The following is a 21,422-nucleotide window of genomic DNA, read 5'->3' on the forward strand; positions in this document are numbered from 1 at the left end:
CAGAAAAAATTCCTACCTTTGCACATATATAATTAAGAATATCAGACAATTTTTATCAAATGAAATCATCAAACCAACCAATTTTCGATGCAAACACAGTTGAGTTTGTTACAGTAGCCGCCGAGTTCTGCGGTTTTCTGGAACGTACTCCCGAAATGCAGCCCTTCGAGTTTGTCGACCGCAGTCTCAAGCTCCTTCCGCTGCTTTATCTGAAAGCTTCTCTGCTTCCCGATTGCGAACCTCTGGACGACATCGAGCCTGAGACATTTGTCACCGAGACCGATTACGAACATCTTCGCAGCCTGATAGCCGCACAGCTTGGTCCGGACGACGACTATCTTGAGGTATTCCTTGATGAAATGGCATTCAGCGACACCCCAATCAAGCAGAACATATCCGAAGGCCTGGCCGATATTTACCAGCCTCTTAAAGACTTTGTCTGTGTCTACAGCCTTGGGCTGGACCGTACGATGAACGATGCACTTTGGCGTTGCCGCGAACAGTTTGCTTCCTATTGGGGCCGTACACTGGTCAATGTCATGCGTGCCCTTCACAATGTCCGATATCATGGCGAGGAGTCATGAGTTTAAATAAAAGAAACAACACATTCGTATACAGACATGACAGAATATCAACCAAGCATTGATAAGAAACTTATATCAGAGTTGCCCAAGGTCACTTTTCCCGGCCGTATAATAATAATATACACCGTCGAAGATGCCCGCAAGGCAATATCCTATCTCAATACATGCAGTGTTGTGGGAGTAGATACCGAAACACGTCCATCATTCCGCAAGGGTAAGGTCAACGATGTGGCATTGCTTCAGATTTCCACTCTCGACACATGCTTTCTGTTTCGTTTAAACCGTATCGGCATCCCCGATTTCCTGGAGGAGTTTCTTCAGAACGATGTTCTCAAGATAGGTCTTTCCCTGCGCGACGATTTCAATATGCTTCGTCGTGCCAACAATAAGGACCCCAGAGTTGGCAACTGGATTGAACTTCAGGACTACGTATCCCGTTTCGGTATAACCGACAAAAGTCTTCAGAAAGTATATGCCATCCTTTTTGGACAGAAGATATCAAAAAGCCAGCGTCTTTCCAACTGGGAGGCAGACGTACTTACCGAAGCCCAACAACTATACGCGGCCACCGATGCCTGGGCTACACTGCGTATCTATCTTGAACTAAAAGAAAATGAATGAACAATTAATTAACTTCGTTGACTTTAGCTTCGCTGACCGTTGGTTCAGTTCTTAATTCTTAATTTTTAATTGAATAACATGAACAAAATATATCTTAAACCGAAAAAAGAAGAATCACTTCTCCGTTTTCACCCGTGGGTATTTTCTGGAGCCATCGCACGCGTAGAAGGCAATCCCGAAGAAGGTGAAGTAGTCGAAGTCTATACATCCGACAAGCAGTACATTGCAGCAGGCCATTATCAGATAGGCAGTATAGCAGTCCGTGTTCTCACATTCCGTAAAGAAGAGATAAACCACGATTTCTGGGTACGCCGTCTCACCGTAGCCCGCAATCTCCGTCAGGCTCTCCGCCTTATAGGAACCGAAACTAACAATGCCTGCCGTCTGGTTCATGGCGAGGGCGACAATCTCCCCGGACTCATTATCGACCTTTACGACCATACCGCCGTCATGCAGGCACATTCAGCCGGTATGCACGTCTACCGTCACGAAATAGCATCCGCCCTCAAGGAAGTTATGGGCGATACAGTCCGCAATATATACTATAAGAGCGAAACCACCCTTCCGTTCAAGGCCGATCTGGAATCTACCGAAAACGGTTTCCTTCTGGGAGGCAGCACAGAAAATGTAGCAATGGAGAATGGTCTTCTCTTCCATGTGGACTGGCTTAAAGGCCAGAAGACAGGATTCTTTGTCGACCAGCGCGACAATCGTGCCCTTCTTGAACATTACTCCCTCGGACGCAATGTCCTCAATATGTTCTGCTACACAGGAGGATTTTCGTTTTATGCCATGCGTGGAGGAGCTAATCTGGTACACTCGGTCGACAGCTCTGCCAAGGCCATCGATCTCACCCGTGCCAACGTAGAACTCAATTTCCCCGGCGACACACGCCATGAAGCCTTTGCCGAAGATGCATTCAAGTATCTCGACAGGATGGGAGGGGAGTACGACCTTATTATCCTTGACCCTCCTGCCTTTGCCAAACATCGCGGAGCCTTGCGCAATGCACTTCGTGGTTATACCAAACTCAATGCCAAGGCATTCGAAAAGATCCGTCCGGGCGGTATACTCTTCACATTCTCATGCTCTCAGGTAGTCAGCAAGCAGGATTTCCGCAATGCAGTATTCACCGCAGCAGCACAGAGCGGACGCAGCGTGCGCATCATGCATCAGCTCACACAGCCGGCCGATCATCCTGTAAATATCTATCATCCGGAAGGCGAATACCTCAAAGGATTGGTATTATACGTAGAGTAGTCTAGTATAAAAAAGGGGTTATTCTTATAACCCCTCTATATCTTTTTCACTCATACCTGTAGCTTTTACTATCAATTCTATAGGAACACCCATTTCTTTCATATTCTTTGCTACAGAACTTATTCCTTCTGCTAGACCTTCAGCTCTACCTTCAGCAAGACCTTCTGCTTTTCCCTCAGCTCTTCCTTCAGCTCTTCCTTCAGCTCTTTCGGTATTGATATTATCTCTCAGGATTACAATATTATCCAAATGCCTGTAATAAGCATTCTTCTCGTCCTTAGTCATATTGTCTATTTTCAGTTTTTCTCTTGCCACATCCAGTCCCGGAGCCTTTGCGCTTTCAGCTATTTGTCCGGTGTTAAGATATTCAATCCACTCTTCCAGCGGCGTTTTTGCCACACTGTTGAAGTCATTCACTTTCAGAATATAATATTCCGGATAAAGTTGGCTCACAGCATCCACTTTAAATGTCTGTTTCTGGAAAGGTGTCAGTTCCAGTATATCGTTATTGTGTATTCCTCTGAATTCTGTCTTACCGTGATATACTATATCCTTTCCATGTCCAAGTGAGAAATACACTATGTTTATGCTATATACTTTTCGCACTTTGTCGTAGCCCTCACCACGGTTTATATATTCAGTCACCAGTTTCGAAGTACCGAACAGCATTCTCTGGAAGTATGCATATTCATTATTGTTCTGCACCTCAATCAGCACCAGTTCCTTTTTGGAATTCTCTGCCAGCATGTCCACTCGATTGTATTTATCGAATTCCTCCTCCTGGTTGCTTTCGCTTTCCAGCAGGTTAACAATTTTTATTTCCTCGTTCAGCAGAGTCGTAAGCAGTCCTTCCAGTACCTTGAAATTGGCTTTATCCCTCAGCAGTCGCTTCATTGCCCAGTCGAATCTAATATAATTTCCCATATAGCAAAGTTTACAAGTTACCTATTATTTACAAAGATAGACAATAATTTATTTTATCAAAAGTACAGAAACAAAAAAACAAGGCAGTACAAATCTTTATCACAAAGACTTATACTGCCAAGACAATTTTATCTAATAAAAAACAAGATTCGTTTTTAGAATGTAAAGCTCAATCCCATGCTCAGGTTCATGTTCATGTTGTTCAGTGGAATATACTGTTTTCCCACCTTATTAACTATATAATCCATACCTACAAACAAGCTCAACACTTTAGGGTGGAAGTTCACAATCCATCCCATAGTGCTGCCGTAAGTAGAGATACCATAGTTGATGCCTGCTTCAAACCAGCTCAATGGAGATACGTTAGCCGAGAAACGTCCTTCGCTCCAAGAGTAAGCACCGTTTATTCTAGTTGATGAAAGGAAACCGAACGACAACTTGTCATACATTGGCAATGCATATTCCACACCAATGTTCAGAGTAGCTGCAAGTGCTTTGCTTAAAGTTTCGCCTGTACTTCTTCTATGCAGGTTGGCATAATCTTCAAAGTCGTCGGTCAGGCTTTCCAGCTGGTTTTCCAGTGAGTTCTCGCTGTCCTCATCAAACGACAATTCTTTGAATCCTTCAAACACCCACGGTTCGTTATTAGTCGAAGCATATGTGTTATTGCTCCAACTCATGAATCCCAAGTCTTTGATAGCTGCCGATACAGTCAGATGGTCAATTACTTCGTATGTTGCTCCCAAGTCGAAAGCCAGACCGAATCCTCCCAATCCAGGACTATCCATTTCGATATTGTCGAAGTCTACTATTGTACCCTCATTCTCAGCATAATCAGCTCCCGATTCAGCTCTGGTTGGAATGTTAAGTCCTGCCACAGCCACGTTCATTTCACCGTTTGCTATCATTTCCCATTTATCCTCGCTCAGAGTGATTTTTGTATTGCTCAGGTTCAGGTTTGCATACGCACCACCCAGCAGCGCCTTCACTTTAGCACCCACTCTCAGTTTGTCAGTTATCTGTCTTGAGTGTCCCAGAGCCACTTCCACATAGTTTGTAGTAGCCATTCCCATGTCACCCAGGTCATAAACTGAGTTTGGTCCGTTCTGTCCCACCTTCATGAATTCCAGGAAGTCTTTAGGCACATAAATCGAAGAATTCGATCTCAGTCCTATATCCAGTGTATTGAATCCTCCCCATGCTCTGAAACCCATTGACAATATTGACATGTTCAGGTTCATTTCCATTCTGTTAATGTCTTTCAATCCGCCTAGAAAATCATCAGCGCTCACGCTGCTGTTCATGAAAGTTGTCAGTTTGTTGTCTGCAGTAGGATAGAGGAAGTTAGCCAGTCCCACATTACCTTTTGTAGCAATGTTGATATTACCCAATGCCGGTATGCTGAAATACGATTTGTCGCTCTGCAAAGCCGGGTTCAGCTGATGTTTGAACAGATATCCGTCCATGAAATAACCAGAGTTAAGAGCCTGTGCCGAAACTCCTGTCGCTGCCCCCATCATCATGGCAGCTGCCATATATTTAGTCCACTTTTTCATTGTATTCTTGTATCTTTAATGTTTAGTTCAAATCCATAGTAATACCATCTTGAAGTTTCAGTTTAAGTCCAATAATCTGGATAGACTGATTTTCATTCAGAGCAGCTTCGCCGGTTTGTCCTTTGGCATTAGCTTTAATATTAAGTTTTATTCCGTCCAGTCCGTTTATTGTTCCGTCAGTAGTAGTGATATTGAAAGTCACATCCTGTCTTGCAGCATTACCCAGGGCACCTGCTTGTACGTTTACATCCATATCCACTTCCACATTATTCAGTTTGTTGCCGTCTTTGTCTATAGCTTCCGCCTTGAGGTTTATGCCAAGAGGAATTTCGTTTACCACAGTCATCGAAACTTCAATGCCTTCGAATTCCATATCTTCCAAGTCAGCATCCCATCCGTCTATAGTTTCCGAATAGTTGATGTCAGTTCTCGGACCAAACATAAGCGGAGTGTCTATGTTGTAGTCTGTTTCTATAGTAAAGTCCTTGCCTAGTTCTATTTCCACCGGTTCCTGTTCCACAGAAGTCTCGATATTTGTCATTTCAATCTTTTCAGGTATATCCTCTATTATAGTGCTTAGTCCTTCTACTTTCACATAGTTGATACCACCTTCTTCACCATCTTTAATCTGGTTGATGCAGATCTTGTAATTCTCGTTTTCTGCAGGAATTTTGATATTTGATATGTGCACTTTTTTATCTTCCTTATCTGTCTTCATTGCTATCAGGTCAGCACTTAGATTTACAGACAGTGGGCTAGGATTAGACAGAGTGATATATATTCTAGGATCTGTCAGGTCAAGCAGCACCTCATTGTCAGTCAGAACGTCAGGCAGGTCGTTCAGCTCGATAGGCTTAATTGTTATGTCCACTTTAGGGTCTACTTTAGCATAAACAGACTCTATGTTCATTGACTCAGATTCTACATTGGCATTAAGTATTAATGTTCCTCCCTGATTACTTGTTGCTTCACCGGATATGTTTCCGTTTAAGGCAATTTCACCACCAAGACTCAATATACCATCTTCTCCATCGATAGTTTCTCCGGTCAGGGCATTAGTCATAATGTGTCCAGGAGTGAAGTCTGCTCCATCAGCCTCAAAATCAATTTTTGTTATTTGGAATTTAATTCTAGTTGATTCAGTAACTTCTAGCCCGTTTTCATTGATAAGCGTTAATACATTTTCGTTTGCCACCCAATCAGCATCTTCCGATTTCACGGTAATATAGTCAGGAAATTCTATTGTGAAATCTTTGTCAAGTCTTACATCAGCCAGATTTCCTGTTTTAAAGAACACCAGATAAGTCTCTATGCAATTTGTGTTTGCATAATACAATTCCCTGATATATGATGTAATATTATTTTGTGAAACTTCAATACTAATATTTTTGTCAAAAGAAACACTTCCTATTGGCTTGCCATATGAGTATGGTGGCACTGTTATAGATACATCAGCTCCTTTAAATCCGTTTGTCATCTCTACAGTTGTCCCCGGCACATTCACAGCAGTTGTATTCTTTTCTCCATCCTGTATCAGATGATAGTCACCTGTTGTTGCGTTAGCTACTATTACTCCGTCTTCTTCCAGATCCAGCAGATCCTTAAGCAACATTTTTTCTGTATCACTACCAGGAATTGTCAGATTACCACCCACGGTGATAGTCATGTCAATATCCTTTTCAAGGTCGTATGTTTCGTCCATCTTCATGCACGAGTTCAGACCTATCATGCTCAGTGCACATACACCGGCAATTGTCCCATACTTAATTTTTCTTTCCATCATAAATCGAAGTCTAATTATATATAATTGTAAAATTCTTGAGTAAGTCAGTTCGTTTTACGTTTGTCTAAAAAATCAAATTATTTATTTATATTTCTATGCAAAGTTACTAAAAAAACCACTTTTACCTACAAAATAACTAGAAAAAACATTTTAATTGTGAAATTATATTTAACTTAGTGCCCGTTTGGGAACTCTTTGTTTCATTTATAGTAAAATTAGGGAGAACAATCCCTTCCCTAAACACCAAGGGCGAACCCTTCATCCATTGATGACAGTGTTCGCCCTTGTTTGTTTATAGCTCTTTAGTGTACCATTCATACATTCTGTGCACCCCTTCGTCTATATCCACCTTGTGATGCCATCCCAGGTTGTGCAGTTTGGTCACGTCAGTAAGTTTTCTCATTGTGCCGTCAGGTTTCGAAGCGTCCCATCTTATTTCCCCTTCGAATCCCACTTCCTTCTTTATCAGCATAGCCACGTCGTATATGCTTATTTCCTTTCCCGTACCCACATTGATATGACAGTTTCTTATCTCCCTGTCACCCTCCTTGTACGTATCCTTGAAGTCCACATTCAGCAGCACATGCACACTCGCATCCGCCATTTCCTCGCTCCATAGGAACTCCCTCATCGGTTTTCCCGTACCCCAGAGCATCACGTGGTCGTTATGAATACCATATTTTGCCAGTACGTCAGCAATTTCCTTGTCCGTAGCCTTTCCGTCCACACCTTCCACCGGTCTTTTGTCCAGATCCTTTCTCACGGATTCCATATCACCGTTCATCAGACATTTTGCCAGATGAATCTTTCTTATCATAGCCGGCAGCACATGACTCCTTTCCAGATGAAAGTTGTCATTCGGTCCGTACAGGTTAGTCGGCATCACCGCTATATAGTTGGTGCCATACTGCAGGTTGAAGCTTTCACACATCTTCAGTCCCGCAATCTTGGCTATGGCATACGGTTCGTTGGTATATTCCAGAGGCGAAGTCAGCAGCACCTCCTCCTTCATAGGCTGTTCAGCCTCTCTAGGGTAGATACATGTACTACCCAGGAACAGCAGTTTCTTCACCCCGTGACGGAAGCTTTCCCCAATCACGTTCTGCTGAATTTGCAGATTATTATAGATAAAGTCAGCCCTGTAGATAGAGTTGGCCATAATTCCACCCACATGTGCAGCAGCCAGAATCACCGCATCCGGTTTCTCCTGGTCGAAGAAATTCTTCACAGCCACACCATCCAGAAGGTCCAGTTCCTTGTGAGTCCTTCCCACCAGGTTGGTATATCCCCTCTGCATCAGGTTATTCCAGATAGCCGATCCCACCAGCCCTCTGTGACCTGCCACGTATATTTTTGCGTCTTTTTCCAACATTTTTTAGTTACTAGTTTTTTTCTAGTTACTAGTTGACCAGTTGACGAGTTGACTAGGTTACCATCCGGATAGCTCTAACAACTAAAAACTAACAACTAACAACTTATTTAACAATTCCCTTCTCCAGATACTCAGCCAGATTAGTTCTCACTTCCTCGCTATGTCTTTCCACAGCCACTTTGGCCATATCCGCATCCACCATTATGTTCACCAGTTCCTGGAAGCTTGTTTTTGTCGGATTCCATCCCAGTTTAGCCTTAGCCTTGGTAGGGTCACCCCACAGGTTCACCACGTCAGTAGGTCTGTAGAAATCCTCGCTCACTTCCACCAGACACTTGCCTGTAGCCTTGTCATAACCCTTTTCGTCTATGCCTTCACCTTTGAATTCCAGCTCTATACCTGCACGTTTGAATGCATGATAGCAGAATTCCCTCACGCTATGCTGTTCGCCTGTAGCAATCACGAAATCCTCCGGAGTATCGTTCTGCAGTATCAGCCACATACATTCCACATAGTCCTTGGCATATCCCCAGTCTCTCAGCGAGTCCAGATTACCCAGATACAGTTTCTCCTGCTTTCCCTGTGCTATTCTTGCGGCAGCCAGCGTAATCTTTCTTGTCACGAAAGTTTCCCCTCTGCGTTCACTCTCATGGTTGAACAGAATACCCGAGCAGCAGAACATATTGTAAGCCTCGCGATACTCCTTCACAATCCAGAAGCCATACAGTTTGGCCACAGCATATGGCGAGTAGGGGTGGAACGGAGTATTTTCGTTCTGAGGCACCTCTTCCACCTTACCGTAAAGTTCCGAAGTCGAAGCCTGATAGATGCGGCATGAATCAGTCAGTCCGCACAGACGTACAGCCTCCAACACACGCAACACACCTGTTGCATCCACATTTGCAGTAAATTCAGGCGAGTCGAACGACACCTGCACATGACTCTGTGCAGCCAGGTTATACACCTCTGTAGGTCTCACCTTGCTCACCACCTGCATAATGCTCATTGAGTCACCCAGGTCGGCATAGTGCAGATGGAAATTAGGTTTTCCCTCCAGATGCGCTATTCTTTCCCTGTAGTCCACCGACGAACGTCTTATAGTTCCGTGAACATCATATCCTTTCTCCAGCAATAATTCTGCAAGGTATGATCCGTCCTGACCGGTGATACCCGTAATCAATGCTACTTTTCTCATAATCTTTTTTCTGTTACAGATTTGTTATACAATTCACAATAATGTTTTTCCTTCTATACTCTTTTTTATTTCATATCCTTTTTCATCAGAACCCATCCTGCAGTACCCACAAAAGCCAGGAACACAAAACCTATCAGTATCAGCGGTTTATTGGGCTTGGCAGGCATCAGAGGCACCGTTGCAGCTTCCACCACGGTACATACCGGCGTACTTTCCTGTACCTTAGCCATTGCCACCTGAAGTTGCTGAGCCGTCTGGTTATACACGTTATACGCCAGCTGCATTTCATCTTTCAGTCTTTCCTGGTGCATCTGTGCACTTCTCAGCAATATATTCTGGTTCCTGTCCATATACGTTGCATATTCCTGCTGCAGCCTGTGATATTTTTCCTGCGATTCGTCAAACAGTTTCTGCGTATATTTCAGGTCCATTCTGGCCTTGTTCGTTCTGTATTCCGTAATATAGTCCTGCAGTTTTTCCGTCACCTCCTTCGCCACAGTAGCCGATATCAGCGGGTCCTGCATGGTGGAAGATATATTTATCAGCTGTGTTTTCTTGTCCTCTTCCACCTTAACCCTCTTGGCCAGTTCGCCTACCACTCCGCTCTGTTCCGGTGTCAGTCTGAATGCATCTATCTTTCTGTTCTCCTTGTCTGCATCATCCTTCTTTCCACCTCCCGTTATCATACCTATAAGTTTTCCTGGTGCCATCATGACATGCTTCCACCACGGCTTTTTCAGATCATCCTTCAGATAGTCGTACACCGTAGTTTTCATCTCCCCCTTGGCATCAGTCACCTCCACATTCAGCATTTCCACTGAGAAAGGTATTGACTTTACAATGTCCGGATATATAGCAGGCGAGAGGGCGTCCGCACTCTGCAGAGACCCTATATTTATACCGGCCAGTCCTGCCAGTGCAGACAGACCGCCACTTGCCGATTTACCTCCCGATTCCGACTCAGGAGCCAGAGTCACAGTAGTGGTATATTCCTTCGGGATGCTGAATCCCACTATCAGTCCCACCACGGCAGCCACACCGCAAGTCTTCGCAAAGAGTTTTTTTTCTCTCCACAACTTGCGTCCCAGTTCCAGCAAATCTATTTCTTGTTCTACCATTATGTTAGTTAAGAATTAAGAATTAAAAATTAAGAATTAATAGTTGTTAGATACGAGATACTAGATACTAGGAACGAGATACTAGGAACTAGGTACGAGATACTAGTAAACCTAGTCACCTAGTACCTAGTCTACTCGTCAACTAGTATCTAGTCAACTTGTCAACTAGTCAACTCGTCACCTCAAAAAAACTATTTCAACAAATTAGCCAGCGAAGCCACCATAGTAGCCAGCGAAGCAAACGAAGTGGCATAACCAATATAGTCGCCTATTCTGTTCTGTTTCACCTTGTTCGGTACTATAATCTCGCATCCCGGTTCCACCTTTTTGCTTCGGCTCTTCACCTTTTCCACCTCACCGTTCATGTATATAATGAATTTCTTTGTCTTTTTCGCGTTCTGCGAGTATCCGCCCGCCTGGTTCAGATAATACCTCACGTTCTTGCCATCCTTGTAAGTCACAGTGTTCGGCATCATCACCGCTCCGTTTATTTTCACCGTGCTTGTCATCTCCGGCACACTTATCACGTCACCTTCCCTCAACACTATATCCGCGTCACTGCCAGGATTTTTCAGGGCAGCTTCCAGGTCTATACCCACTGTGAATACACTGTCCAGCTCCAGCATCAGCGAGTTTGCAAGGCTTTCACCCAGTTCCTTTCTCATCATATTTATCACACTCTGCATTCGTTCTATCTCATGCTCGTTTGCCACACGTGTAAGTTTCGCACCTCTGGCATACCCGAAGTTGGTCACTCCGCCGGCCCTGCTAATCAGGCTGCTCAGTCTTTCGTTCTTGTACGTCAGGCTGTATTCCCCTTCGTACAGCACCTCACCGTTCACCTTCACATTCTTCTGTTCGCTATATCCCGGACTTCTTCTCACGAACACCTGGTCATACGGCTGCAGTACGAAACCCGGCTGTCCGTCCACCACGAAACCATCTTTCAGTCCGAACGAGAAGTTCTGTCCCACAGTGTCTATGGCGTGTGTACCCTTGTTGTCCGTCATTCTTCTTGCCACGTCCACCCTTATCAGCGAAGCCGCATCCTTCAGTCCTCCGGCAGTTATCACTATGTCCTCCAGAGTCATATTGTCCGCATACGGATAAGTGCCCGGTTTCATCACCTCACCCGAAATGTACACATTACCCATATTCTTTATGTCGTAGATGCTTGGCACATACAGCACATCATTGTTTCTCAGTTCCACGTCCGCTGCCGTACCGTCCATTATACCCTTCACATCCACCGGAGTAACCTCCAGAGTCAGGTTCTCACGCTGTCTGTACAGCACCGCCCTGTTCGTAAAGGCATCACCCAGCAGTCCGTCCGCCTGTTTCAGCAGTTTTCCCACAGTGTTTATCTCTTCGCAGAACTCATATATACCCGGTCTGTACACAGCACCCTTAATCTCCAGCTTATTCTTGAACCTGTTTATTATCGAGTCGGCACTCACCACGTCCCCGTCCATCAGTCCGAAGCTTCCGTAGTCCTTTCTCTCCACCGTAGCCACTTCGAATTCCCTTCCGGTCTGTCTTATCACCCTCACGCTGTTTCTGTAAGCATTATGTGCGAACGAACCCGCATATTTCAGCAGTGTCGACACCGTTTCATTCTCTTTCATCTCATATCTCATCGGTCTCTTCACCTTACCTTCCACCTTCACTATCGCGTCATACGTAGGCACTATCACCACGTCACCCTCCAGCAGGTTGATGTTCACGTCCGTTTTGCCCTCCATAATGAAGTCATACACGTCCACCGTAGCCACCGTCTTGCCGTTTCTTGTCACCATGATGTTTCTCAGGCTACCCAGGTCCGTCACCCCTCCGGCCGAGTACAAGGCATGGAATACCGATGCAAAAGCCGATAGGGTATAGGTGCCCGGTGTCATCACTTCACCCATCACGTTCACCCTGATACTTCTTGTTTTTCCCAGCGAAATCTGAATTATGTTTTCCGCATCCGCATAAATCCTTCCCAGTTGGCTTTTCAGATACATCTTTGCATCTGCAATGTTCATGCCGTTCAGCGAAATCATTCCCAGTCCTTGCACCGATATATATCCGTCCGGAGTAATCTCCTGTCGGATAGTATTCTCGCTTGCTCCGAAAATGTCGATTATGATTTCGTCCCCCGGTCCCAGAATATAGTTCTGCGGTGTAGCCACGTTCTGCTCCGGTTCGAATGTAAGATTCTTGTTTGTGAAAATGTTTCTTCCGAATATTTCGTTCTCCTGGCTTTTCACACCAGGTGCTGCAGGCATATCCTTCACCTCCCTGTTTTTGTCCGCAGTTTCCTTTGCAGGTTCTTCAGCCCTTTTTCTGCTGCTTTCGTCCAGTCCGGAGCTGCTGCCCGTTACCGAACTGTCATCCATGCTTATCTGTCCGGATTCGTACATCTGTTTCAGTCTCAGTCCCTGTTCCTGTGTCACACCCTTGGCCATCAGTTCCGTCATCAGCTGTTGCTGGCTTTTGCCCTGTTTCAGTCCATCCTGAACATACTGAATCACCTGTGCATCGGTCATACCGGTCTGCGCTCCTACCGGTATTGTTCCCATCATCATAAGCGAGAACGCCACATAAACGAAATGTTTTCTCATGAAAATATATCTTATGTTATAAAAAAACTTTGTGTTCAAGTTGCAAAGATAATCATTCTGCCCTTGAACACAAAGTAAATCAGTAGGCATTTTTCTCTCCGCCCACCATATTTGCCACGGTTTTATATATAATATACAGGTCCAGCCACACCGACCAGTTCTCTATATACCATATATCCCCCTTCACTCTGTTCTCCATATCCTTCAGTTCTTTGGTCTCACCTCTGAACCCTGTCACCTGGCTCCATCCCGTTATCCCCGGTTTCACCCAGTGTCTCACCATATATTTGTCTATCAGTTTCGAGTATTCCTCCGTATGCTTCACCATGTGCGGTCTCGGTCCCACCACACTCATGTCCCCCATGAACACATTTATGAACTGCGGCAGTTCGTCTATATTCGTTTTCCTCATGATGTTTCCCCATTTTGTCTTTCTCGGGTCATCCTTTGTAGCCTGCAGCCTGTCCGCATCCGCGTTCACCTTCATGCTTCTGAACTTCAGGCAGTAGAACTCCTTGTCATCCAGTCCGTTTCTTTTCTGTCTGAAGAATACAGGTCCCGGCATTGTTATTTTCGTTATTATGGTCACTATTATCAGTATAATAGGGAAGAGCGTACACAGGAACAGAGTCGAAATCACCAGGTCCATAGTCCTTTTTATTATTTTGTTGGACAGTACCGAGAGCGGTTCCGGCCTGATTCCCAGCACCGGCACGCTGCCCACGTTCTCCATCACCATTCTGCTCTGCGTGTAGTCATACAGGTCCGGAATAGAGTAGAACCTTATAATATGGTTTTCGCAGTATTTCATAATCCTCTTTATACCATCCTTATGCCTGCTGTCCAGTCCGCAGAACAGGAAGTGCGTATCCCCCTTTTCTTCCAGATACTTTCTCAGCTCATCCGGTTTTCCCAGATACTCACATTCCTCCGGCATCAGTGCAGACGGTTCGAAGTCGAAATACCCCTTCACCCTGTATCCTGCCCATACCTGCGTTGTCAGTTCCCCGTACAGCTCCGCCATGCTTCTGTTACCTCCCAGCAGCACGGCAAACCTCAGGTTTCCACCCTTCGTCCTGTACCTTTTTATGAAAATCCTCACCAGAAATCTGAACATCATCGACACGGCACACATGCTTACCAGGAACATGGCAAACATATACGACCACGAGTCCATGAACTGTCCGAATTTCAGCACCAGATACCCCATAACACCAAAACAGACATTCGTCCTCACAACCCTTTTCGCCACCTCATACAGATATGCCTGCCTGTCGTATACCACAATATCGTTTATTGCCACCGACGCTGCATAGATCATCATTATCACTACGGTAACCTGTATTTTCGGAGCTTCCATAACCTTCTCCCATGCCGTATTGTCAGTGTAGTGCGAAAAAGCATAGAACAATAATCCGCACATAATCGTTTCACACACCATTATGAATGTGAAAGCCATGTTCTTGTATGTTTTGTTGTACCCCCTCATGTGTTAAGAAATTCGGTTAGTCTCTTTTGAATATATCCCTTGTATAAACTTTCTCTTTCACGTCGTCCAGCACATTGTCATACCTGTTTGCTATGATTGCTGCAGAAAGTCTTTTGAAGTCATCCATAGAATTCACCACCTTCGATCCGAAGAAAGTCGAGCCGTCTTCCAGCGTAGGTTCATAAATAATCACCGTAGCCCCCTTCGCCTTTATGCGTTTCATCACACCCTGGATAGAGCTCTGTCTGAAGTTGTCACTGTTCGATTTCATTGTCAGTCTGTACACGCCTATCACGCAATCCTTCTCCTCCTCAGGCTTGAAGTCACCCTTATTGTAATAGTCATAATATCCCGCCATTTTCAGCACCTGGTCCGCTATGAAATCCTTTCTTGTCCTGTTCGATTCCACTATCGCATGAATCAGGTTTTCCGGCACATCCGCATAGTTGGCCAGCAGCTGTTTCGTATCCTTCGGCAGACAGTACCCTCCGTATCCGAACGACGGATTGTTATAATGGTTGCCTATTCTCGGATCCAGACTGATACCGTTTATTATATCCACCGTGTTCAGTCCCTTCATCTCCGCATACGTGTCCAGCTCGTTGAAGTAGCTCACCCTCAGAGCCAGATAAGTGTTTGCAAACAGCTTCACCGCTTCCGCCTCCGTCAGTCCCATAAACAGAGTGTCAATATTCTCCTTCAGAGCCCCTTCCTTCAGCAGTTCCGCAAAATCCCTTGCAGCCTGTTCCAGTTCCACGGCATGATCCGTCACATCCTCCTTCGGGCATCCCACAATTATTCGGCTAGGGTAGAGGTTGTCATACAGCGCCTTGCTCTCCCTCAGAAATTCAGGCGAGAACAGCAGTTTCAGGTCCCTTCCATACTTGCGGTACAGTCCCTCGCAGTATCCCACCGGGATTGTACTCTTTATCACCATCACCGCCTTCATGTTCACGCTGCGCACCAGGTCTATTACCTCCTCCACATGACTCGTGTCGAAATAGTTCTTCACCGGATCATAGTTCGTAGGAGCCGCTATCACCACAAAGTCCGCATCCCTGTATGCCGCTTCCCCGTCCAGCGTAGCCGTCAGGTCAAGTTCCTTTTCCGCCAGATACATCTCTATATAGTCATCCTGTATCGGCGATACACGGTTATTTATTTTCTCTACTTTTTCTGCTATCACATCCACAGCCATCACCTTGTTGTGCTGTGCCAATAAAGTAGCTATCGACAGTCCTACATATCCTGTACCTGCTACAGCAATGTTCTTTTTCATATGGTTTTTAGTTTTTAGTTTTTTAGTTACTAGGTGACTAGGTACTAGATACTAGTTGACTAGATACTAGTTGACGAGTAGACTAGGTACTAGGTGACTAGGTTTACTAGTATCTCGTACTCCTTCTCGACGATACGAACACCCTGTGGTTCTTCATCAGTTGCGGGTCCTCCCACAATCCGTAGCACACCACATCCGCTTCAGGAATCTCCTACAGCTGCTCCTTCGCCCTGATGTACACGTCCCCGCTAGCTATCAGCGTGTTCATACCTTCCGGTGCCTTATCCATTATCTCCTCATACAGTGGCAGTTGCAAGTCCAGCAGCCATGCCGTACCGCCTCCCGAGCCCAGTTTCTTTCCCACCGGGTCCGACGTACAGAACCATTCCTTTCTGTCCGCTCCGGTTATATCGTGAAAACATTCCACCAGATTTGGTGGCAGTGAGAGTAATTTTTTCATCGTTTTTATGATTTATCCTGCAATATTAGCTATTTCTGTGCTTATAAGCAAGAAAAAGTGTGAACTTTTCTTATCTTCCCTGCCGATAAATCTGTATTGTTACAATAAAAAAAGCGCATCCTGTCTGGGAACTTCCCCATCAGGATGCGCTTTATATTTATTTCTTAAAATGTTATTGAACAGTTGTCTCTTGTTTTTTCATTGTTATGGTAGGAGTTGTATAAATTTTTCCGGCTTCAAAAGCAGATAATCCATATAATGTAGCTGTATACATCTCACTCATGTTATCTTTTGCTGTAATGGTAATATTTTTACCTTCTGTCAACTTCGTTGGAGGAATTACAAGGTATACATACCATAACCCATCACTTTCTTTAATAGATGTATATGATTCATTTGTATTAAATGTAGATGATTCGGCAGAAGCTGTTTTATAACCATTATCATTGTTCAAATAAGCCCTAGTTGCAAAAATGTTAGTATTATCTGTAGATTTTATTTCAAAATATTTTATTTCATCACCTTTATCTAGATCTTTGAGTGTAAATTTAATTACGGAAGTTTCATGTTTTAAAGTAAAATCCCCTAATGTTCCATTTGAATATATAGTGGAAGCACTCATGAAATCGTATTTACCCAAATGATAATTTAAAAAATTATCACCTACAGTCCTATTTTCTGAACCATTAATAGTTATTGTTGCAAAATTGTTTTTCTTAAAAATACTTAATTTATTTTTTTCTCCATACAACACATTTAGTTGTTGACCTTCTTGCCAATTATCATTAATAGTAATACTGAAAGTCGCAGTTTTACCTTCATTGGTAATATCTGTTATTGTAGCAGTAGAAAATCCACTTTCAGGATTCTCTATATCATATTTACCTTCACCTCCCGAAATAGTATTTACCAAACCAATATATAGTTTATCTTCATTATTCCACTTAGTTTTTAACTTTATTCCATTTCCTTCAGCCACTTCTTCATACGAAGTTCTTGACAAAGAATTATCTTCACCCAAAGTGGCAGTAAAAGTAATTGTTTTTGTTTCCTTCTGTGGTTCGTCGATATTTTCTATTTCGTTAGAGCAAGCAGTAAATGCTCCCATAGCAAGTATTGCTGTTGCAAAAAATGCAATATTTTTGAAATTGTACTTCATTGTTTCAAATAGATTAAAGATTAATACTAAGGATTATTATTCAGCCCAATTTAGACCACTAGCTTCAGGAGGTGTAGTTGAACCCATATTTCCACCATATTCAATATCACTAATACTCGCACTCAATATAGCACCTTCATTCTGCAATTCCATAACGTCGCACTTTGGAGCCTGATACTCCTGAATTTTTTCCATGATTGAATTAGATTTGTTCATAATTTGATGTGTTTTTAGGTTTGTTCCTTGCAAATATAGAATAATAAACAATATAATACACCTATTGTTAATACTTTTTAATAATAAAATTTACGAATGGGGGGGGGTATTTAAATTTTTTAAATAACCATCCTGTGCTAATACAAAAAATACAGTTTATATGCAATTATACAATTAATGCGTCCCGTTTCCGAAACGCATTAAAAATTATTTTGCATTAAACTCTGTATTCATAGCTTTTCCACTTCTTCTTCAGTCAATCCCGTACTTTGTGCAATCTGTACCGTGGTTAGTCCCAACGATTTCAGATTCCTGGCTATATCTTTTTTTTCTTCCGCACGCCCTTCCGCACGTCCTTCTGCACGTCCTTCCGCACGCCCTTCTGCACGCCCTTCCGCACGTCCTTCTGCACGTTCCGTCATTATATTGTCACGAAGAATCACTATATTATCCAAGTGTTTATAGTATGCTTTCAGTTCATCCCGGCTCATTCTGTCCAGTTTCAGTTGTTCCTTCACGGTGTCCAGTCCCGGTGCCGTTGCGTCCTCAGGCACAATTCCGGTGTTCAGGTAATAAATCCATTCCTCCAGTGGAGTTTTTGCTATTCTGTTGAAGTCATTCACTTTCAGAATATAGTATTCAGGATACAGCTGGCTCACCTTATCCACTTTAAACGTCTGTTTCTGAAACGGGCTAAGCTCCAGTACATCCCCATCATGCATACCTATAAATTCCGTTTTTCCGTGATATACGAAATCCTTTCCGTGTCCCAGCGAGAAATACACTATATTCACGCTATACACTTTTCGCACCTTCTCATATCCCTCTCCACGGTTTATATATTCCGTCACAAGTTTAGATACGCCGAACAGCATACGTTGGAAATACGCAAACTCATTATTATTCTGCACCTCTATCAGCACCAGTTCCCCTTTAGAGTTCTCAGCCAGCATATCCACTCGGTTATACTTGTCGAATTCATCCTCCTGATTACTCTCGCTTTCCAGCAGTTTGTGGATAGTCACCTTTTCCTCCAGCAGTGTAGTGAGCAGTCCTTCCAATACTGCATAATTAGCCTTGTTGCGCAGTAATCGCTTCATGGCCCAGTCAAAACGAATATAATTTTCCATAATGCAGTCTATTTCCCGTTAATATCAATCCTTTAAATATTGATTAATCAAGTCTGTCGTTACGTTCAGCTTTCCTGCTATAACGTCTGCCGACACACCCTGCTCATACAGCATTTTAGCCATATCTTTTATCATCTGATTCTTCTCATCAATCTCCAGATTCTTATGCTCAATCATCTGATTCTTATTCTCAAGTTCCTGATTTTTCTCATCAATCATCTGATTCTTATTCTCAAGTTCCTGATTCTTATTCTCAAGTTCCTGATTCTTATTCTCGAGTTCCTGGTTCTTATTCTCGAGTTCCTGGTTCTTATTCTCGAGTTCCTGGTTCTTTTTTTCGATTTCCTTATCCCTCATCATGATGGCAGTATCCCTTTCCTCTATTTCCGATAGAATTTCGTCCTCCACCTCCATAGCCCGTTTCACTTCCGGAGTACCTCCCGCCATGACCAGTCTGTTCAGAACGAAGAACTCATCCCCTTCGAAGAGCGATTCATCCATTTCCATAAAATGTTCGTTACCTTCCACGCAATACTCCTGGTCGAACACCTGCAGCACCCTTTCCAGTTTATTTCTCAGTCTTCCCTTCAGATACGGAATCTGCACTATGATGCTGTCATGCGTCAGGCTCTCCACAAACGGATCCGGCACCCCGTTCACTATCGGGTTCGAGTCATAGTCCAGATAATTCCTTTTCACATACACCACCGGTTCCTCCAGGTCCCCCAGTTTATGTCCCAGAATATAGATAGCCACCATCGGATACGCAAACCCCTTCGGGTTCACCTCCCTTTCCGGCACATTTCTTTTGTCGTTATATTGCGAAGCCAGATACTGTCTGAATCTCAGAGTTTCCGTCACCAGCCACGTTTTCTGCAGTTCTATCAGTACGATACTCTCACTACCGTCCTCATTTCTCACCTTCGCGTTAAAGTCCAGTCTGAACATCGAGATATTCCTTTTGGTCAGTCCCGCATACTCCTGCTGTTTCATTTCCACAGCCACCACATCCTTTTTCAGCAAAGCCGAAAGGATAATCCGTGCCACCCGTTCATCATCCATCATGAACTTGAACACAGAGTCATAAATAGGGTTAGCAATATAAGTCATAGTCGATACCTTTATCCGCAAAAATACATTAAAATAATCATTCTGTCAACACCTAGCGGTTGATATATCTGTACCTCACCGTCATAGTGGCCCCGGTAGAGTTCCCAGGGTACTGTCCGCGGTCCATTGCAAAGGCCAGTTTGAAATCCCAGTATTTCAGTCGGGTAGGAGAGTAGTTCACCTCCGCCATACCGCTGAACTGCTTCTTAACACTGTCGAAAGGAGCACTGTACGAGCCCCAGTGCCTTGCATAAGTAGCCAGCAGCCTCCAGCTCCATTCATTTGTAGGACAACCTTTCAGTCCCACGTGCTGCGCCTTCAGCCTCGAACCCTTTATTCTGTTCGTTCCGTCCGTATTATATTCCGGTCCCAGTAGGAGAGGATGTCCCAAAGAAGCCCCGAAGCTCTGCCATCCCAGATACTCCCCGTTCGTATAGTAATTATCGCAACCACTCATCTGCAGGTCCTTGAACGAGAACACATCGTCATACAGAATCGGTCCCGTCTGATCCGTAGTGTTCAGCCCCTCCCATACCACAGACTCAATCCATCTGTTCTTCGGGAAGTTCAGTTCCACACCTATATGCCCATCCTTCCATCTGCCATACTGCCAGAACATCTGCGAATGATCCTCAAAATAATGCTCCAGATACCCCCTCAGTCTCCATTCCCCGAAGTAAAGGTTCAGTCCGAAGTTCCAGCTTCCACAGTGATTCCCCTGCACGTTCGCCAGTCGGCTGTCCCTACCCGGAATAAAGATATTCCAGTAGTCCCTCAGTCCGTCCGGCATATCCTTCACCAGTGTCACCGTGCCGTCACTGTTCTTCTTCATCCTGTCCCCCCCGAACTGAGCAGCCGTAATAAGCCCGAACTCAAATTCAGCAGGCAGTTTCTCCTTGTTACCCAGTCTCAGCATCAGCGCCTTGCTGTGATACAGCACATCAGTAGTATACACCTGTCCCGGCGCCACAAACTCCCTTTGCCATGCCCCGTCACAGAAATACCCATATGCCACATGCCCTTTCAGAGCCAGCCATTTCCTCGTGCCCGGCACACTCCAATATTCCTTAATCTCGCCCCTCACTTGCGGCAGCGGTCTGTTGTTCGCACCCTCCGTCATCCATCCGCTAGTCAGTTCCACGTTCTTTTCCATCGGCACGTTCGCCCTTTCGCGGCTACCAATGCTCAGCGTCAGGCATTGCCACGACACATCCCAGTACAGTTGCTGCATCCACACATCCTCCAGAGTGTTCAGTCCCCCCACAAGTTCCGCTCCCGCATCAATCCTCCAGTTACGTTTCATCTTCAGCGAGTAACCTATCTCCGCACTCAGGTAGCCGTTCTTGCCCTTGTTCCCCGTCATGCCGAATCTATTGGCAGAAGTCCACATCGGAGCAAACTTCCCGTTTGCAGCCGTTCCGCTCATTTCCACCTCCACAGCCAGCGAGTCCCTGTCCGCCCCTGCAGCACCTGCCACGCCTGCCATCCACGTCACGGCAGCCACTATAAAATATCTCATAATCATGAATTCTTTAAAAATTATGCAGCAAAAATAGTAATTAT

17 protein-coding genes and 1 pseudogene are annotated in these 21,422 nt (G+C 44.4%); 3 read left to right on the forward strand and 15 right to left on the reverse strand.

The features are described 5' to 3' along the window. Positions 1-59: 59 nt before the first annotated feature. The 3 genes from I6E11_RS07810 (at position 60) to I6E11_RS07820 (ending at position 2,465) form a co-directional block, all read left to right on the forward strand. Positions 60-584 (forward strand): DUF5063 domain-containing protein, encoded by a 525-nt coding sequence (locus I6E11_RS07810; RefSeq protein WP_235337483.1) that lies wholly within the window; start codon positions 60-62, stop codon positions 582-584. 36 nt (positions 585-620) lie between these two features. Continuing rightward, a complete protein-coding gene (locus I6E11_RS07815; protein ID WP_235337484.1) occupies positions 621-1,205 on the forward strand; it encodes a 3'-5' exonuclease in 585 nt (194 codons plus the stop codon). A gap of 78 nt (positions 1,206-1,283) precedes the next feature. Then, a complete protein-coding gene (locus I6E11_RS07820; protein WP_235337485.1) occupies positions 1,284-2,465 on the forward strand; it encodes a class I SAM-dependent rRNA methyltransferase in 1,182 nt (393 codons plus the stop codon). 24 nt (positions 2,466-2,489) lie between these two features. On the opposite strand, the gene I6E11_RS07825 is transcribed toward I6E11_RS07820, so the two are convergent. The 15 genes and pseudogenes from I6E11_RS07825 to I6E11_RS07895 all read right to left on the reverse strand — a co-directional run bounded on the left by I6E11_RS07825 (position 2,490) and on the right by I6E11_RS07895 (position 21,378). Next, positions 2,490-3,389 (reverse strand): Rpn family recombination-promoting nuclease/putative transposase, encoded by a 900-nt coding sequence (locus I6E11_RS07825; RefSeq protein ID WP_235337486.1) that lies wholly within the window; start codon positions 3,387-3,389, stop codon positions 2,490-2,492. A gap of 155 nt (positions 3,390-3,544) precedes the next feature. Further along, a complete protein-coding gene (locus I6E11_RS07830; RefSeq protein ID WP_235337487.1) occupies positions 3,545-4,945 on the reverse strand; it encodes a DUF5723 family protein in 1,401 nt (466 codons plus the stop codon). Positions 4,946-4,967: 22 nt separating this feature from the next. Then, on the reverse strand, positions 4,968-6,728 hold the full coding sequence (locus tag I6E11_RS07835) for a hypothetical protein (protein WP_235337488.1): 1,761 nt from the start codon (positions 6,726-6,728) through the stop codon (positions 4,968-4,970). Between the two features lie 292 nt (positions 6,729-7,020). Next, positions 7,021-8,100, reverse strand: a complete 1,080-nt coding sequence (locus I6E11_RS07840) for a GDP-L-fucose synthase family protein (protein WP_235337489.1) — start codon at positions 8,098-8,100, stop codon at positions 7,021-7,023. Between the two features lie 103 nt (positions 8,101-8,203). Beyond that, positions 8,204-9,295 carry a GDP-mannose 4,6-dehydratase gene (gene gmd, locus I6E11_RS07845; RefSeq protein ID WP_235337492.1) on the reverse strand — a complete coding sequence of 364 codons (1,092 nt, stop codon included), beginning with the start codon at positions 9,293-9,295 and terminating at the stop codon, positions 8,204-8,206. Positions 9,296-9,360: 65 nt separating this feature from the next. Further along, positions 9,361-10,413 (reverse strand): Wzz/FepE/Etk N-terminal domain-containing protein, encoded by a 1,053-nt coding sequence (locus I6E11_RS07850; RefSeq protein ID WP_235337494.1) that lies wholly within the window; start codon positions 10,411-10,413, stop codon positions 9,361-9,363. A gap of 191 nt (positions 10,414-10,604) precedes the next feature. Further along, on the reverse strand, positions 10,605-13,016 hold the full coding sequence (locus I6E11_RS07855; RefSeq protein WP_235337495.1) for a polysaccharide biosynthesis/export family protein: 2,412 nt from the start codon (positions 13,014-13,016) through the stop codon (positions 10,605-10,607). A gap of 79 nt (positions 13,017-13,095) precedes the next feature. Next, a complete protein-coding gene (locus tag I6E11_RS07860; protein ID WP_235337496.1) occupies positions 13,096-14,475 on the reverse strand; it encodes an undecaprenyl-phosphate glucose phosphotransferase in 1,380 nt (459 codons plus the stop codon). 46 nt (positions 14,476-14,521) lie between these two features. Beyond that, entirely contained in the window at positions 14,522-15,784 is a 1,263-nt protein-coding gene (locus tag I6E11_RS07865) for a nucleotide sugar dehydrogenase (RefSeq protein WP_235337497.1), read from the reverse strand. A gap of 121 nt (positions 15,785-15,905) precedes the next feature. After that, positions 15,906-16,244: pseudogene (gene fkp / locus I6E11_RS07870) on the reverse strand (bifunctional fucokinase/fucose-1-phosphate guanylyltransferase); the annotation flags it as partial. 172 nt (positions 16,245-16,416) lie between these two features. Then, entirely contained in the window at positions 16,417-17,403 is a 987-nt protein-coding gene (locus tag I6E11_RS07875; protein WP_235337498.1) for a hypothetical protein, read from the reverse strand. Positions 17,404-17,439: 36 nt separating this feature from the next. Next, positions 17,440-17,619 carry a hypothetical protein gene (locus I6E11_RS07880; protein WP_235337499.1) on the reverse strand — a complete coding sequence of 60 codons (180 nt, stop codon included), beginning with the start codon at positions 17,617-17,619 and terminating at the stop codon, positions 17,440-17,442. A gap of 230 nt (positions 17,620-17,849) precedes the next feature. Next, on the reverse strand, positions 17,850-18,749 hold the full coding sequence (locus I6E11_RS07885) for a PD-(D/E)XK nuclease family transposase (RefSeq protein WP_235337500.1): 900 nt from the start codon (positions 18,747-18,749) through the stop codon (positions 17,850-17,852). Positions 18,750-18,773: 24 nt separating this feature from the next. Continuing rightward, a complete protein-coding gene (locus I6E11_RS07890; RefSeq protein WP_235337502.1) occupies positions 18,774-19,859 on the reverse strand; it encodes a hypothetical protein in 1,086 nt (361 codons plus the stop codon). 52 nt (positions 19,860-19,911) lie between these two features. Further along, the gene (locus I6E11_RS07895) at positions 19,912-21,378 is read right to left on the reverse strand and encodes a capsule assembly Wzi family protein (RefSeq protein WP_235337504.1); all 1,467 of its coding nucleotides are present in this window, start codon (positions 21,376-21,378) and stop codon (positions 19,912-19,914) included. Positions 21,379-21,422: the final 44 nt, after the last annotated feature.

Origin of the sequence: Bacteroides caecigallinarum (genome assembly GCF_021531075.1) — a bacterium.
Classification (GTDB): Bacteria; Bacteroidota; Bacteroidia; order Bacteroidales; family Bacteroidaceae; genus Phocaeicola; species Phocaeicola caecigallinarum_B.

Bases quoted from the DNA above. Each gene is read 5' to 3' on its own strand.
- I6E11_RS07890 (WP_235337502.1), bottom strand. From the start codon at position 19,859: ATGACTTATATTGCTAACCCTATTTATGACTCTGTGTTCAAGTTCATG.
- I6E11_RS07820 (WP_235337485.1), top strand. From the start codon at position 1,284: ATGAACAAAATATATCTTAAACCGAAAAAAGAAGAATCACTTCTCCGT.
- I6E11_RS07810 (WP_235337483.1), top strand. From the start codon at position 60: ATGAAATCATCAAACCAACCAATTTTCGATGCAAACACAGTTGAGTTT.
- I6E11_RS07815 (WP_235337484.1), top strand. From the start codon at position 621: ATGACAGAATATCAACCAAGCATTGATAAGAAACTTATATCAGAGTTG.
- I6E11_RS07840 (WP_235337489.1), bottom strand. From the start codon at position 8,100: ATGTTGGAAAAAGACGCAAAAATATACGTGGCAGGTCACAGAGGGCTG.
- I6E11_RS07885 (WP_235337500.1), bottom strand. From the start codon at position 18,749: ATGGAAAATTATATTCGTTTTGACTGGGCCATGAAGCGATTACTGCGC.
- I6E11_RS07875 (WP_235337498.1), bottom strand. From the start codon at position 17,403: ATGAAGTACAATTTCAAAAATATTGCATTTTTTGCAACAGCAATACTT.
- I6E11_RS07855 (WP_235337495.1), bottom strand. From the start codon at position 13,016: ATGAGAAAACATTTCGTTTATGTGGCGTTCTCGCTTATGATGATGGGA.
- I6E11_RS07850 (WP_235337494.1), bottom strand. From the start codon at position 10,413: ATGGTAGAACAAGAAATAGATTTGCTGGAACTGGGACGCAAGTTGTGG.
- I6E11_RS07830 (WP_235337487.1), bottom strand. From the start codon at position 4,945: ATGAAAAAGTGGACTAAATATATGGCAGCTGCCATGATGATGGGGGCA.
- I6E11_RS07865 (WP_235337497.1), bottom strand. From the start codon at position 15,784: ATGAAAAAGAACATTGCTGTAGCAGGTACAGGATATGTAGGACTGTCG.
- I6E11_RS07835 (WP_235337488.1), bottom strand. From the start codon at position 6,728: ATGATGGAAAGAAAAATTAAGTATGGGACAATTGCCGGTGTATGTGCA.
- I6E11_RS07880 (WP_235337499.1), bottom strand. From the start codon at position 17,619: ATGAACAAATCTAATTCAATCATGGAAAAAATTCAGGAGTATCAGGCT.
- I6E11_RS07825 (WP_235337486.1), bottom strand. From the start codon at position 3,389: ATGGGAAATTATATTAGATTCGACTGGGCAATGAAGCGACTGCTGAGG.
- I6E11_RS07860 (WP_235337496.1), bottom strand. From the start codon at position 14,475: ATGGCTTTCACATTCATAATGGTGTGTGAAACGATTATGTGCGGATTA.
- gmd (WP_235337492.1), bottom strand. From the start codon at position 9,295: ATGAGAAAAGTAGCATTGATTACGGGTATCACCGGTCAGGACGGATCA.
- I6E11_RS07895 (WP_235337504.1), bottom strand. From the start codon at position 21,378: ATGAGATATTTTATAGTGGCTGCCGTGACGTGGATGGCAGGCGTGGCA.